12 protein-coding genes and 1 tRNA gene are annotated in these 15,140 nt (G+C 54.7%); 12 read left to right on the top strand and 1 reads right to left on the bottom strand.

Annotation, left to right across the window (positions count from 1 at the left end; translation table 11 throughout):
• Positions 1–78: 78 nt before the first annotated feature.
• From dnaG to J9892_RS15945, 9 genes are all read left to right on the top strand, one after another.
• On the top strand, positions 79–1,866 hold the full coding sequence (dnaG, locus tag J9892_RS15985) for a DNA primase (RefSeq protein WP_069784226.1): 1,788 nt from the start codon (positions 79–81) through the stop codon (positions 1,864–1,866).
• A gap of 183 nt (positions 1,867–2,049) precedes the next feature.
• Positions 2,050–3,945 carry an RNA polymerase sigma factor RpoD gene (gene rpoD / locus J9892_RS15980; RefSeq protein ID WP_263639565.1) on the top strand — a complete coding sequence of 632 codons (1,896 nt, stop codon included), beginning with the start codon at positions 2,050–2,052 and terminating at the stop codon, positions 3,943–3,945.
• Between the two features lie 194 nt (positions 3,946–4,139).
• Positions 4,140–4,216, top strand: a tRNA-Ile gene (locus tag J9892_RS15975).
• Between the two features lie 174 nt (positions 4,217–4,390).
• Entirely contained in the window at positions 4,391–5,662 is a 1,272-nt protein-coding gene (locus J9892_RS15970) for an integrase domain-containing protein (RefSeq protein WP_201922354.1), read from the top strand.
• Positions 5,663–5,767: 105 nt separating this feature from the next.
• Positions 5,768–6,652, top strand: coding sequence for a hypothetical protein (locus J9892_RS15965; RefSeq protein WP_200164214.1), 885 nt, complete (start codon positions 5,768–5,770; stop codon positions 6,650–6,652).
• A gap of 99 nt (positions 6,653–6,751) precedes the next feature.
• Positions 6,752–6,979 (top strand): AlpA family transcriptional regulator, encoded by a 228-nt coding sequence (locus J9892_RS15960; RefSeq protein ID WP_200164213.1) that lies wholly within the window; start codon positions 6,752–6,754, stop codon positions 6,977–6,979.
• Positions 6,980–6,990: 11 nt separating this feature from the next.
• Positions 6,991–7,335 (top strand): helix-turn-helix domain-containing protein, encoded by a 345-nt coding sequence (locus J9892_RS15955; protein ID WP_200164212.1) that lies wholly within the window; start codon positions 6,991–6,993, stop codon positions 7,333–7,335.
• Positions 7,336–7,501: 166 nt separating this feature from the next.
• A complete protein-coding gene (locus J9892_RS15950) occupies positions 7,502–10,288 on the top strand; it encodes a DUF927 domain-containing protein (RefSeq protein WP_200164211.1) in 2,787 nt (928 codons plus the stop codon).
• A 422-nt stretch (positions 10,289–10,710) separates the two neighbouring features.
• Positions 10,711–11,184: a hypothetical protein gene (locus J9892_RS15945; protein WP_210538587.1), complete on the top strand. Its 474-nt coding sequence runs from the start codon at positions 10,711–10,713 to the stop codon at positions 11,182–11,184.
• Positions 11,185–11,264: 80 nt separating this feature from the next.
• Here the strand turns inward: J9892_RS15945 and J9892_RS15940 are convergent, their stop codons facing one another.
• Positions 11,265–11,420 carry a hypothetical protein gene (locus J9892_RS15940; RefSeq protein WP_210538586.1) on the bottom strand — a complete coding sequence of 52 codons (156 nt, stop codon included), beginning with the start codon at positions 11,418–11,420 and terminating at the stop codon, positions 11,265–11,267.
• Between the two features lie 709 nt (positions 11,421–12,129).
• On the opposite strand from J9892_RS15940, the gene J9892_RS15935 reads away from it, so the two are divergent.
• The 3 genes from J9892_RS15935 to J9892_RS15925 all read left to right on the top strand — a co-directional run bounded on the left by J9892_RS15935 (position 12,130) and on the right by J9892_RS15925 (position 15,049).
• Positions 12,130–13,584 carry a type I restriction-modification system subunit M gene (locus J9892_RS15935; protein ID WP_234035417.1) on the top strand — a complete coding sequence of 485 codons (1,455 nt, stop codon included), beginning with the start codon at positions 12,130–12,132 and terminating at the stop codon, positions 13,582–13,584.
• Positions 13,581–14,765 carry a restriction endonuclease subunit S gene (locus J9892_RS15930; protein ID WP_200163807.1) on the top strand — a complete coding sequence of 395 codons (1,185 nt, stop codon included), beginning with the start codon at positions 13,581–13,583 and terminating at the stop codon, positions 14,763–14,765. Before J9892_RS15935 ends, J9892_RS15930 begins: the two co-directional genes overlap by 4 nt.
• A gap of 95 nt (positions 14,766–14,860) precedes the next feature.
• Positions 14,861–15,049, top strand: coding sequence for a hypothetical protein (locus tag J9892_RS15925; RefSeq protein ID WP_210538585.1), 189 nt, complete (start codon positions 14,861–14,863; stop codon positions 15,047–15,049).
• Positions 15,050–15,140: the final 91 nt, after the last annotated feature.

Raw genomic sequence — 15,140 nt, 5'->3', positions numbered from 1 at the left:
CTTGTTTGGTCGAAGAAGCCGTGCTTCCCATTGGAATGCGCGGCTTTTTTATTTCCTATGCAATGAAACAGGACGGTTATGGCTGGCAGGATCCCGCAATCCTTTATCGATGATCTGCTCGTACGCACGGACATAGTCGAGTTGATCGACTCCCGTGTGCGGTTGAAGAAAGCCGGTAAGAACTACCAGGCTTGCTGCCCTTTTCATAACGAAAAAAGCCCCTCCTTTACCGTCAGCCAGGAGAAGCAGTTCTATCACTGTTTCGGTTGTGGTGCCCACGGCAATGCCATCGGCTTTGTCATGGAGTACGACGGCCTGGAATTCCCCGATGCCATCGAAGAGCTGGCAAGCCTGCACGGCATGCAGGTCCCCCGTGAGCAAACGGCGGGTGGATCAAGCCATAGCCAACCTGCCGTCAGCAAGGATCTGTTCGAGCTGATGAACCAGATTGCGCGCTTCTACGAGAGCAATCTCAAGAACGCGCCTCAGGCGGTGGAGTATCTGAAAGGCCGGGGCCTGACTGGCGAGGTGGTCAAGCGCTTCAACATCGGTTATGCCCCTGGGGACTGGGATCAGGTGCGTCGCCGCTTTGGCGCCAGTCGGGATCACGAACAACTGCTGATTTCGGGCGGTATGCTGATACCCCGTGACAGCGGCCCGGGCAGCTACGATCGTTTCCGCGATCGCATCATGTTTCCGATCAGGGACAAACGCGGCCGGGTCATCGGCTTCGGTGGCCGAGTGCTGGGGGATGGCACGCCCAAGTACCTGAACTCCCCCGAAACCCCCATCTTCCACAAGGGGCGAGAGCTGTTCGGCCTTTATGAGGTCAAGCAGGCACACAAGGATCCGCGCCGGATCCTTGTGGTGGAAGGCTACATGGATGTGGTGGCGCTCGGCCAGTACGACATCGACTATGCGGTGGCGGCACTGGGGACTGCGACCACCAGCGATCACATCCACACCCTGTTCCGTACCACGGCAGAGGTGGTCTGTTGCTACGATGGCGACAACGCCGGTCGGGAAGCTGCCTGGCGGGCGCTGGATAACGCGCTCTCCCACCTGCAGGACGGCCGTGAACTCAAGTTCGTCTTTTTGCCGGATGGCGAGGATCCCGACTCGCTGGTACGCCAGATCGGCAAGGAGGGGTTCGAAGCGCTGCTCGACAAGGCCCAGTCGTTTGCGGATTTCATGTTCGAACGCCTCGGGCGCGATGCGGCTCTTTCCGGTGAGGCAGGCAAGTTTGAAGTGGCCAACAAGGCCGCCGAGCTGATTCGTCGGGTACCGGAAGGTTTCACTCGCGAGGGGTTGATTACCCGACTTTCCAGCATGATGCGTTGGGGAGAAAACAAGCAGCGGATTGCCGAGCTGTTTGCCCGCAACAGCCAGCCCAAGGTGGAAGTCAACAAACCCAAGGCGACCAAACTGACGCCGATCCGCAGGGCTCTGGCCCTGATGGTGCAGTATCCGGCGATCACCGCCGAGCTGCCGGCCATGCCCGAGTTGGCCGGGCTGCGCCTGCAGGGGATCCCTTTCCTGCTGCAACTGCACCAGCAGATCCTGATCCAGCCGGGAGTGACAACGGGTATCCTGCTGGAGCATTGGCGTGGCACAAAAGAGGGAGAAATACTTGCCCAACTGGCGATGCATGACCTGTTTGAAGAGGTAAAGCTCGATCAGGAGCCCGATATTCTGGGAGAATTACAAGATACCTTTGTCGGTTTCATCAACCTTTTCCTGAAGCAACGGATCGAAGAATTGCAGGCCAAGGTGGCGCAGGAAGGGCTAAGCTCTGAGGAAACTCAGGAGCTGATGATGCTGATCAGAGAGGTGCAGATTGAGAAAAGAAATGAGAGTGGGGCTTGATATTTGAGTGAGCAGTCCCAATATGAATAGCGTTGCCCGAATCGACGGGATTGAAAGCAAACACTTTATAACCACCTGGCCCCGACAACACTGCGGGCAGGGGTTTCTCATGACCGACGCCGCAACCAGACATAGCATGTCTGGCGGTTTTCTATTAGAATTGGCTATTTGCGCAGCAGCGCACTGTACGCGCAACCTAGCAACACCAACCGGATGAGTTCTATGGAGCAAACCCCGCAGTCTCAGCTTAAACTCCTCGTTGCCAAAGGTAAAGAACAGGGCTACCTGACCTATGCCGAGGTGAACGATCACCTCCCGCAAGACATTGTCGATTCAGACCAGATCGAAGACATCATCCAGATGATCAACGATATGGGCATTCAAGTGGTTGAAAACGCTCCGGATGCCGATGACCTTATCATGGCTGAAGGTGGTACCGCCGATGAGGACGCTGCCGAAGCAGCGGCCCAGGCTCTGGCATCTGTTGAATCTGAGATTGGTCGCACGACCGATCCCGTCCGCATGTACATGCGGGAAATGGGTACCGTCGAACTGCTGACCCGCGAAGGCGAAATCGACATCGCCAAGCGGATTGAAGACGGTATCAACCAGGTACAAAGCTCCGTCGCCGAGTACCCTGAAGCCATCACCTATCTGCTCGAACAGTATGACAAGTACGAAGCCGAGCAGCTTCGCCTGTCCGACATCATCTCCGGCTTCATCGATCCGAACGAAGTGGATGACGTGGCACCGACCGCCACTCATATCGGCTCCGAGCTCAGCGAGGACGACCTCGCCGACGAAGACGAAGACGAAGATGAGGACGAAGACGAAGACGGTGACAACTCCGACGATGACGGCGATGGTGGCCCGGATCCGGAAGTCGCTCGCGAGAAATTCGGCGAACTGCGTGCCCAGTACGAGGTGACTCGTCTCTCCATTCAGCAGAATGGTCGTGCCCACGACGACACCCAGAATGCCATCGCCCAGCTGGCCGATGTCTTCCGTCAATTCCGCCTGATGCCCAAGCAGTTCGATCGCCTGGTCAACAACATGCGGGAGATGATGGAGCGTGTCCGCGTGCAGGAACGCATCATCATGAAGCTCTGCGTTGAGCAGGCCAAGATGCCGAAGAAGACCTTCGTCGCGGCCTTCACCAACAACGAGTGCGAAACTGCCTGGTTCGAATACCAGAAGCAGGCCGGCAAGGCGTGGTCTCCCCGTCTGCTCGAGATGGACGAAGAAGTACTGCGTTCCATCGGCAAGCTGCAGCAGATCGAAGAAGAGACCGGTCTGTCCATCGCCCAGATCAAGGATATCAACCGCCGCATGAGCATTGGTGAGGCCAAAGCCCGCCGTGCGAAGAAAGAGATGGTTGAGGCCAACCTGCGTCTGGTTATCTCCATCGCCAAGAAGTACACCAACCGCGGTCTGCAGTTCCTGGATCTGATCCAGGAGGGCAACATCGGTCTGATGAAGGCGGTCGACAAGTTCGAATATCGTCGCGGCTACAAGTTCTCGACCTATGCCACCTGGTGGATCCGTCAGGCCATTACCCGCTCCATCGCGGATCAGGCCCGTACTATCCGTATCCCGGTGCACATGATCGAGACCATCAACAAGCTCAACCGCATCTCCCGCCAGATGCTGCAGGAGATGGGTCGTGAACCGAACCCGGAAGAGCTGGCCATGCGCATGGGCATGCCGGAAGACAAGATCCGCAAGGTACTGAAAATCGCCAAGGAGCCCATCTCCATGGAGACGCCCATCGGTGATGACGAAGACTCCCACTTGGGCGACTTCATCGAAGATACCACCCTGGCTCTGCCAGCGGATGCGGCCACCAGCGAGAGCCTGCGCAACGCGACCCGCGAAGTGCTGGCCGGGCTGACCGCACGGGAAGCCAAGGTACTGCGCATGCGCTTCGGTATCGACATGAACACCGACCACACCCTCGAGGAAGTGGGCAAGCAGTTCGACGTCACCCGTGAGCGTATCCGTCAGATCGAAGCCAAGGCCCTGCGCAAACTGCGCCATCCGAGCCGCTCGGAAGTGCTGCGCAGCTTCCTGGACGAGTAGTCCCGGGTTTTGTCAGCCTGACATAGCAACAAAAAGCCCCGCCATGCGGGGCTTTGTTTTATCCGTGCAGGCATGGGCGTGAAGAGGGGTCATGGAACCGCTTGAATATGGATGAAATCTCGCCAAGTGGTTGATCTGACTATGGACGGGGTATCCGCCATCCCCTATAATCCACGCCGCTAACCAGCATCAATGGCCCCTTAGCTCAGTTGGTCAGAGCAGTCGACTCATAATCGATTGGTCGTGGGTTCAAGTCCCCCAGGGGCCACCAAATTAAGTTCCGATCAGGAACGACAAAGTACAGAAACCCGCACAGCGTAAGGCTTTGCGGGTTTTTTGTTGTCCGTAATAGTCCGATGGCGTCGTCAGAAACCAGTTAATTTAGTACCATCATTAGTACCACAAGCGTTGTGGTACTCAATTCAGTGGTACTAGGGGACATTGGATGGACAAGAAGACGCGCAGGACAGGGGCAAACTGGCTAACTGACCCCAAAGTGAAAAGTGCCAAGGCAGACGCCCAGGAAATCACCCTGTCTGATGGCGAAGGACTGGAGTTAAGGGTTAAACCGAACGGTGGGAAGCGCTGGGTCTTCAAGTATCAGAGGCCTTCCGACAAAAAACGCACCAACATTGGCTTTGGCACCTACCCGGAAGTATCCCTTGCGGCGGCCCGTGAACTACGGCGAGAAGCCCGCGCCCTGCTGGCTGAAGGGATCGACCCCAAAATCCACAAAGAAGAGCAGGCGGCGATTGCTCATGCGAAGCAAGAGGCTACTGCCAACACCTTTGAGCGCATGGCGCGTCAGCTGATGGAGCTAAAGAGCCATCGGGTAAAGCCCAAGACAGCCCAAAAAGATTGGCGCATGCTTGAAATGTATGTGCTGCCCTTTATCGGCGAGATGCCCATTGACCAGATCCGCGCCCCCAAGGTGATCGAGATACTGCGCCCAGTGGAAGCATACGGCATTCTTGATACCCTTCACCGCCTTTGCCGCCATATCAACGAGATCATGAGCTATTGCGTGAATCATGGTCTGCTGGAAGCAAATCCTTGCACTGATATCCGCAAAGTATTCAAAACCCCCACCAAAACGAACATGCTGACTCTTCAACCGCATGAACTACCGCTTTTGATGGCTGATATCGCAAATGGCCGTATAGAGCACACCACTCGATGCCAGATTGAATGGAGCCTTCATACTCTGGTTCGGCCCGGTGAGTCTGCAGGTGCTCGCTGGGATGAAATAGACCTTGAGGCCAAAGTCTGGAATATCCCTGCCGACCGCATGAAGATGGATCGCCCCCATCGGGTGCCACTGACCCCGCAAGCAATCGCCCTGCTAGAACATATGAGGCCAATCAGCGGCCACCGCCCTTTTGTCTTCCCCGGCCTTCGGAATCCAATGACCCATATCAACGATCAGACCGCCAACGCGGCCTTAAGGCGGTTGGGGTATGGCGGGAGGCTGGTGGCTCACGGCCTGCGCTCACTGGGCAGCACCACCCTGAACGAACAGGGTTTTAACCCAGATGCCATCGAGGCAGCACTGTCTCACGCCGATGAAAACGAGATCCGCCGCGCCTATAACCGCTCTGACTACTTCAAACAACGGCAGATCATGATGGAGTGGTGGAGCAACCACATAGAACAGGCTAGCCAAGGCAACCTATCTCTGACTAGCGGCTTGAAGGCATTGAAGGTCGTGGGCGAGTAACCCATAACTGACAATTGCCGAGCATGCATAATGCCATCACCCAAACGGGCCCCCTGCTCAGAGGGCCCAGTATGCTAATCAAGCAAAGAACGGAAAAGCCCTTCAGTGACAACTACAGCAAAATCTAAGGAAAAAACAGATCTGTCCATCCCCCCTTTGCTTCCTTTGGAATATTGCCGACCAGAGCGAGCTGCCAAGCTACTGAAATGCGAGATAGAGGATCTTTTCCACTGGGCTGCAATCGGTGCGATTAAAATCTATGTCAATGCTGCGAGGGCATTGGATGGGATCAATACTGTAGGCATACGTCTCCCCAAGGAGGTGTCGCCCGAGTTTGTAATTAACCCCGACCCCATGGAGGGTGCGTTTAAATTTGGGGCGGGATTCAATTTTATACGAGTCGGAAAAATGGGCTCACCCGGCTATGAAATGAGCAATGACGGTTATTGTCACTTTAAAGTTTCAAAACTCTATGGTTTCTGGGCCATTGCTCCTCTGCATTTTTGGCATTGGGAACAAGATGGGGGGATTTCAAACAGCGATGAGTATTACCTAGCCCTTCTTTCAAGCTTTGACCTTAGTGCATCGGCATATGCCTTTGATGTGCCTGATATAGATATAACAGTAAAAGTTGCGGCATCATTCCCAAGCCTCAAAGATAACCTTTGGTTAATGCGTGAAGATTTGGAACAACTTCATCTACACATTCACACTGGGCAGCCTTTTCCTATCTGGAGCCATGACAAAGAACAATGTGCGATGGCGCAAATGCTTGCCACCACCAGAGAATCACCAAGCCGGACAACCGCAAACCAAAGTCGTGTCATTGTAGAATTACTAACCGCTCTTGGATTCACAGATGAGGATTACCAAGGAAGCATTGCTGACTTGCAAAGAAAAATCTCACGACAAGGTGTATCAGGAACGCTAACTGACGTAGACAGGAGCACAGTGAAAAACTGGCTACAAAGGGCTGGAGTTAGGGCGTGAGTTTCCATAACTCACTGTGAGTTTTCCATAACTCCCCCAAATACCCCAGTCCCTGTGTTTCCATAACCTCCTCGAAAACAACGACCGTAGAGGACAGTTATGGAAGCACATACCCCATCCACTCCCCCGCAGTTTCGCCTCATCCGCATGAAGGAAGTGATCCAAAAAACCGGCTTGAGCAAGAGCAGCATTTACGACCTGATCGCTCGTGACCAACTGCCAAGACCGGTTCGTTTATCACCAGCCGGGGGGCGCTCTGTCGCTTTTGTCGAATCCGAGATCGACACTTGGATTGCGGAGCGCATTGCCGCTCGCCACGGGAAATAAAGAGGCCAAACATGAAGAAAAAAAAGGCCGCCCCGCAGAACGGCACGACCCAGTTTGAACGCCTAAAGAATTCCACCTTATGTGCTTGCCCAACAGTCACCGGGCAACTCGCACAAGTACTGGTCATCCTTCGAGAGGGGCCGACCTCCAGCTTGGAGTTCATACATGAACACAATATCTTGAGGGCTCAAGCTCGGATTTTGGAACTGCGGCAAAAGGGGTTCAACATCACGACCCATATTCAGGCACACGTACTGTATCGTGGTCACAGATACAAGAGCATGGCGACCTATGTGCTAGGACTCCCCGAATGGTCAGCCCCCTCCCAGCCTGACAGCAACCCGACCACCAGCTAACGCCGCTAGAAACCAACACTATGACGATGCAAATCAATGGGCATAACGCTCAGGGCGAAGCCTTGCCAAAAATCGGAAGACACAGCCTCAGAGACCTCCAGATAAGGGCGAGTTTTGATGCCCGAGCCAGCAATGCGCTGGTGGCAATTCAGACCAGGAGTGAGAGATGAACAAAGCAAGATTCGTCTCGGATGTGGCCGCTGCGGCTACGGGGCACTGGCCCGATCTGCTGGCGGCGGTGGGGATCGATACCCCGCGAGGTGGTAAGCATGGCCCCTGCCCTACCTGTGGTGGCAAAGATAGGTTTCGACTCGATAACAAGGGAGGGCGTGGCACTTGGATTTGTAATCAGTGCGGTGCCGGGGATGGGCTAGCGCTGGTTGGCTTGGTGACTGGCAAGCCGATCAAGGAGGCGGCTGAGCTGATAGCCCCACTGGTAGGAGTGTCTGCTGGTGGCCTAGATGCAACTGAACGGGAACGCATCCACCAGCAGCAACAGACCAGAGCCGGGCAGGACGAGCTACGCCGCCACAAGGCAGCCCGCCGCGCCGCTGCAATCATGCAAGACAGTGAGCAGGCCCATGCGCCCTATTTGGCCCGCAAGAACTTAGGCGTGTTCCTGTGCGCCGTGAACCGCATCCTGATCCGCGATGCTGGTGAAAAATTCCCACCTGCTAGCCTGATCGTTCCCCTCTATAACGAGGCCAACGAACTGGTGAACGTTCAACTGATCCGGGAGGACGGCACCAAGCGCTATCTTGCCGGTGGCCAGAAACAGCAAGCTTTTCACCGCCTCAACGGTGGGGAGCTGGTGGCTGTGGTAGAGGGATATGCAACCGGGTTATCTGTTCACCTAGCTACAGGGGCGACCGTCTATTGCGCAATGGATAGTGGCAACCTGTTAAACGTGGCGAAGATAGCCCGCCGCCAGCACCCAACCGCCAAGATCATCATCTGCGGCGATTACGACTTAGACGAGGCTGGCCACCGCAACGAGATCACTCAACACCAAACTGATGGCGCGGCCCTAGCCGTGGGGGCTGTGGTTGCCCTGCCGCCCATTCAGGGGGACTGGAACGATTACCATCAAGCCCACGGACTGACCAAAACACAAGAGGCCATTATGAGCGCCTGCGCCACCCCACTCACTAATCGCCCCCAAGACCCTGGCCAGAGAAAAGAGGGGGCAATTGTCACGCTTCATCCACTTCACCACAACGAGGAAGAGGCTAAGGAACAGATGCTACCGGCTGGGTTCGAGATCAAGGGGAATCGCCTTTGTGTGTGGGAGCTAGTGGGGCGGGGAGACAATGCCCGGCAAGAGTTGGTGCCCATATCAAGCCCGGTGCAAGTATTGGCTGAAACCAGTGATGAACATGGTCGGGGCTATGGCCGTCTGCTGGAATGGCAAGATAGCGCCGGACGGACGCGCCGGTGGGCAATGCCTGTCCGCTCTCTGGTGCCGCGCAATGGTGAAGAGGTGTTTACAGCACTACTAGATGCGGGCTTGCCGTTTATCGAGTTGGGCCACAAACGCAAGCTAGCCGAGTACCTGATGGCTTGCCAGCCAGAGAGACGGATCACCTGTGTAGAGCGTACCGGTTGGCATGGTCATGCCTATGTGATGCCACAAGGGGCGATAGGGCCAGATGCCGAGGGAGTAATCCTGCAAACGGCTGGATACGCTGCCAGTGACGTTACCGAGTGTGGCACCTTGGCTGGGTGGCAACAGGGGGTAGCAACGCTGGCAGTGGGCAACTCCCGCCTCTGCTTTGCCCTCTCTTTGGCCTTTGCCGCTCCCCTGCTTGCCCTAGTCGGCATGGAAGGGGGAGGCTTCCACCTCAAAGGTGAGAGTACAGACGGCAAGACCACCATCATGAAGGCCGCTGCCAGTGTCTACGGCCACCCTGACCGCTATAGCCAAACTTGGCGAGCGACCGGAAACGCCATCGAGGGGATCGCCGGGCGGCGCAATGATGCCCTGCTCTGCCTAGATGAGCTGGGTGAACTGGATGGCCGCGAAGCCGGACAGGTGGCCTACATGCTGGCGAATGGGCAAGGCAAAGGCCGTAGCAAGCAGGATGGTGAGTTGCGCGAGCGTAAGGCGTGGCGACTATTGTTCCTGTCTACCGGTGAGCTGAGTCTTGAAGATCATGCCGCCAGTGCTGGAAAGAGCACCCAGGCGGGAATGGAGGTGCGTACTATCCAGATCCCGAGCGACACAGGGCACCATGGGGCATTTGAGTGGCTTCACGACATGGAAAGCGGGCGTATCTTCGCCGACAGCTTGAAGGCCAACGCAGTGCGCCAGCATGGCACCGCCTTTCGCGCCTTAGTGGAAGCCCTGGCTGGTGACATGGATACACACTGCGAACACTTACTGAGTGAGATCAAGCGACTTGCCGGTGAGCTAACTCCGAAGGGTGCAGGTAATCAAGTTGGGCGAGCCATCAACCGGTTCGCGCTGGTGGCCGCTGCCGGTGAGCTGGCAACTCGATTGGGGATCTCGGGCTGGCCCGAAGGAGAAGCGGTCAAAGCGGTAAGGGTCTGCCTCAAGGCATGGCTGGCGGAGCGGGGCCACCTTGGCAATAAGGAAGATGCCGCCACCCTGGAGCAAGTACGCGGGTTCGTTACTGCCCACCAATACACCCGCTTTGCTGACTGGCTCGACGCCAATCATCGACCTGCCAATATGGTGGGTTATCGTAAGACCGGGTCTGATGGGGTGAGCTTCTTTGTGTTGCCGCCCGGCTGGGGCGAGATCACTAAAGGACGCGATCCAAAGCGAGCAGCGCAACTGTGCATGGATGCAGGCTATCTACTGGCAAGCAAAGATAGGAGGCGTTTACAACGACAAGTCCGATTGCCAGGCATGGGTAACCGGGTATGGGTGTACATGCTGACAGAACGAGTATTAGCCGATGAGGCATGCGACCCGGAGGATAGCGATTAGGGCTAGCCAGAGGTAAGTGGTAGCCAAGTTTTTCCCCTTTTTGGGCACTCAGGTACTCGCAAATAAGCAACGCAAACACCTTGGTGACACTGATGACGCTACCACCAAACAGCGCTGTAAGCCCTATGAATAAAGGGATAGTGCTGTCACCACCTTAATCGATTGATGGTGGTGACAACGTGGTGACAGTGATGACGCTCACTGTCTGTCACCACCAGTCACCATTCGATCTACTACTGGATGGTGACAGACAAACTCAGTAGTGGCGCGGATTTGTGAGCGTTGTAACCGTGTCACCACTGTCACCATCTTTTTCATATATAGAGTGAAATAAAACAGCCGATCAGTTCGATAGACAGCTAGAGGCGCGGGATGCACACCACAACATGGAGAAGAAACGAATGCTCTCGGAGAATCATAAGATGTTCGCCAAGGAGCTGGCGAAAGAGGAAAAACTGCGGCAGCAGGAGCAAAAAAGAGCCGAAAGACAACGCAAAATTCTGCATAAAATTTGCAACCCCGCCCCTAGTGTTGCGCTCATCACTCCATTCTGGGAAACCTGGTCACGAAAAACCGGGCAGCATAACCGGCGCAGCTTGGAACGTGCAGAAAGAAACCAGGCCATTGCCAAACTGGGGCCGATTAATCACTTGGCACACCTCGTCTGTGCAATGGAATGGCACCCCCACCATGCCCACATTCTGATCGTGGCTACAGACCCTGGTGTTAGCAATGAGGAACTGACAGATTTCTACAACTTGGATCACTCAAACCACAGAATGGTTTTTCGCCGTTTGAATACTGTATTGAAACCGGTGGGTTGGTGTTTCGCCTCATCCCCTAGGGGAGCTCTAAATGAACCATGGGGTTGGGTGTTGGAAAAAATCCCTGAGTGATCATATCTAAAAGGATCACTTGATCTGTTACAAGCGATCCTAATTACAGAATGTGACCGTTTTTTCTCACAACCCAATGATTACGAGGGCCGTAGCCCTATCTGTGCTTCAAAATGCGACAAAACGATCATTATTTGCCATTTCTCCCCTGGTGCCAAAATAGGATCGTTTTTCTCATGTTTCATCGGCGCCAAACCCACATCAGGCAAGGAATCACCTACAAAAACGATCGTCATGGGGATGATCACTTTTTCTCTCCACTAAGCGATCGTTTTTCTGAACTAGAAGAAGTGTTTTGATGTGACCGCCAATCTGCTCATAAGCAGCAAACCCAACTGTAGCAAGGGATTGAACAGTGGGGGCCTAGTACCCACACCAGCAACCCAGACACAAAAACACAAAATCCTTTGTCCCGTTACAAGCGATCATTTCGGTTGCTCGATGATCGACCGTTAAAATTAGTGTTGGCCTGCAACGACCATTATCATCTTGTATCCGTATGCAACCATGCAGGCACACAATGCAAAAAGAGCGTTTTACGATTGGTTTTCCATTCGAGATACACACTACGCTGGAGAGGTTTTCCCCAGCCCTAAAGGCAAACGTCGCCTCAGATTTCCCCACCGCAGACGACATGTGGCTCGAATTTTGGCCGTGCCTCGACCCACAACCAAAGCGAGCGGAGTTACTGGCGATTAAGGCCCAGTTTATGGCAGCTATCGACGCTTATCTCATCTAGCTAATCTACCCCGTACCACTGGCTTGTCAGTCAAGAACGAGCCAGCAAAGCTCTCGTCCTTGATCTTCATCCCATATCGCTCCAAAAGCATCCATAACGGTTTATGGCATCCGGGCAAGGCGGTAGAATGGCCACCAACTCAATCCATTAGCAATAAGCGCACCTGTGACCGGCGCTTATGCCCATGCTTTACCCGGATGCCTTTCATGTTTGATCAAGCCTTCAAGAATATCGACGACGCCCTGCACAAAGAGTCGGGCTGCAGCTCAGAGCTGGATTACACCGAGCAGACCTCCTGGCTGCTGTTTCTCAAGTACCTCGACGCGCTGGAGCAAGACAAAGAGAGCGAAGCGCTGCTGGAAGGCAAGCCCTATACCCCGATCCTGCTGCCTCGCTATCGCTGGTCGAGCTGGGCCGCCCCTAAGGGTGCCGATGGCAAGATTGACCACAACGTGGCCATGACCGGTGACGATCTGGTTGAGTTTGTCGATAAAGATTTGTTCGCATATCTGGAAGGGTTCAAGCAGCGGGCGAGCGGGCCGGATACCATCGAATACAAAATTGGCGAGATCTTCGGCGAGATTAAGAACAAGATCCGCAGCGGCTACACCCTGCGCGATATCATCGACTATATCGACGAGCTGCGCTTTCGCTCCCAGGTTGAGAAACACGAGCTCTCGGCCCTCTACGAAGAAAAGATCAAGCGGATGGGCAACGCCGGGCGCAATGGCGGCGAATACTACACCCCTCGCCCCTTAATCCGCGCCATGATTGCGGTGACCAAGCCGCGCATAGGCGAGCGGATCTATGATGGTGCCTGTGGCTCGGCTGGCTTCTTGTGTGAAGCCCACGATTACCTGAGCGCCACGCCGGGTCTGACTACCGACGATCTGGCCACCCTGCAGACCCGCACCTTCTACGGCAAAGAGAAGAAGAGCCTCGCCTACGTCATCGCCATCATGAACCTCATTCTGCATGGCATCGAAGCGCCCAATATCCAGCACACCAACACCCTGGCCGAGAACTTGAGCGATATTCAGGACAAAGACAGGATGGAGGTGATCCTTGCCAACCCGCCGTTTGGCGGCAAAGAGCGCAAAGAGGTACAACAGAACTTCCCCATTCGCACCGGCGAGACAGCGTTTCTGTTTATGCAGCACTTTATCAAAATGCTGAAAGTGGGCGGTCGTGCTGCCATCGTTATCAAGAACACCTTCCTCTCCAACACCGATAATGCCTCGGTGGCGCTGCGTAAATTGCTGCTGGAGAGCTGCAACCTGCACACCGTACTGGATTGCCCGGGTGGCACCTTCCAGGGGGCCGGTGTTAAAACAGTGGTGTTGTTCTTTACCAAGGGCGAACCTACCCGCAAGGTGTGGTTCTACCAACTCGATCCGGGCCGTAACCTCGGTAAAACCAACCCGCTCAATGACGACGATCTGCAAGAGTTTGTCGCGCTGCAAGCGAGCTTTGCCGACTCGGATAAGAGCTGGAGCCTGGACGTTGCCGATATCGACATCAGCAGCTATGACCTGTCGGTGAAAAATCCTAACGGCGGTGAAGAAGTGGTACATCGCAGCCCAAACGACATCATGGACGAGATTGCCGCACTGGATGCCGAAAGCGCTGAACTATTGGCCACGATTCGGGGGCTGGTATGAAGGCAGGGTGGGCAAAAACAACTATTGGAGCCACATTTACAACAGTTACTGGGGGCACTCCTTCGAAGAGTAACGAAGGCTTTTACGGGGATTTCATACCTTTAGTAAAGCCGCCGGAATTGCGTGGTTCTGAGCTTGATTCAGCAGAAGATGGATTGTCAGAGGCGGGAGCCGCTGTTGCTAGAATAGCACCACGACACTCGATCCTTGTGTCCTGTATTGGCAATTTGGGAAAGGTCGGATTAAACACAATCCCCGTTGCATTCAATCAACAAATCAATGCGATTTTTCCAGATGGGGATAAGGCACTGCCTTCGTTCATGCTCTACCAAGTGCTGTCTTGCTCTTTCAAAGAACAGCTCGAATCTCAAGCATCAGGTACGACTGTACCGATAGTGAACAAATCGAAATTCAATAGCATTGAAATTGTTTTGCCACCCCTCTCAGAGCAGCAACGCATCGTGGCCATCCTCGATGAGGCCTTTGAAGCAATCGCGGCAGCCCGAGCCAATGCCGAACAGAACCGCCAGAATTCACGAGCCCTGTTTGAAAGCTATCTCCAGTCGGTGTTTAGCCAGCGCGGTAAGGGGTGGGTGGACACGACTATCGGTGCGGATGTCAAATTCATTGACTATCGAGGGAAAACGCCGGTAAAGACCGAATGCGGTGTCAGATTAATTACGGCCAAAAATGTGAAAATGGGTTATATCCAAGAAACCCCGATGGAATTTATTGCCTCCGAGGGGTACTCCAATTGGATGACTCGCGGCATACCTAAAAAAGGCGATGTGCTCTTCACAACCGAGGCGCCACTCGCCAATGTAGCGCAGCTTGATACAGATGAACCGGTTGCATTTGCACAGCGAGTTATCATTATGCAGCCCAACGCTACCAAGCTAAATAGCACTTTCTTGAAATACCTTCTCCTTTCCCAACCGATACAACAGCGTATTCGCACCAAAGGGACTGGGGCAACAGTGCAAGGCATTAAAGCAAGCCTGCTTAAGCAGATTGACATATCGTTTCCACCGTCACTTTCCGAGCAACAGCAGATTGTTGAGCAGTTAGACTCCCTTCGAGACAAAACCCTGCGCCTCGAATCTCTCTACCAGCGCAAGATTGCCGCACTGGATGAACTAAGGCAGTCGCTATTGCAGCAAGCCTTTAGCGGCCAGTTATAAGGTGCCGTGGTTGATAAGCAACGCAACTTAACAGATGACTGGGCAGCAACCACAAAGAATTGCTCGGCAGTTGGCCACATAGACAGGAAGAGAACGTGAAGAACGAAGCAGAGACCCGCAGCGACCATATCGACCCCATGCTGGTGGCCGCTGGCTGGGGCGTCACCCCGGGTAGCCGCATTCGCCGAGAGTACCCCATCACTCTGGGGCGGCTGGAGGGCAATGGCAAGGTATCTATTCACCAGGACGGGGTTGACGGCATCAGTTCTGCCGGGATGGGATAATCTGTCTTCTCGATGCACGCCCTGACCACGGCCCTCAACCACTCCTGTGGGCAGCGGCCCAATCGCTTGCCGGTCTCCACCAACGACAGGA

The sequence above is a fragment of the Aeromonas sp. Prich7-2 genome (assembly GCF_017939255.1).
Classification (GTDB): Bacteria; Pseudomonadota; Gammaproteobacteria; order Enterobacterales; family Aeromonadaceae; genus Aeromonas; species Aeromonas caviae.
This window is presented reverse-complemented; position numbering and strand designations above follow the sequence as displayed.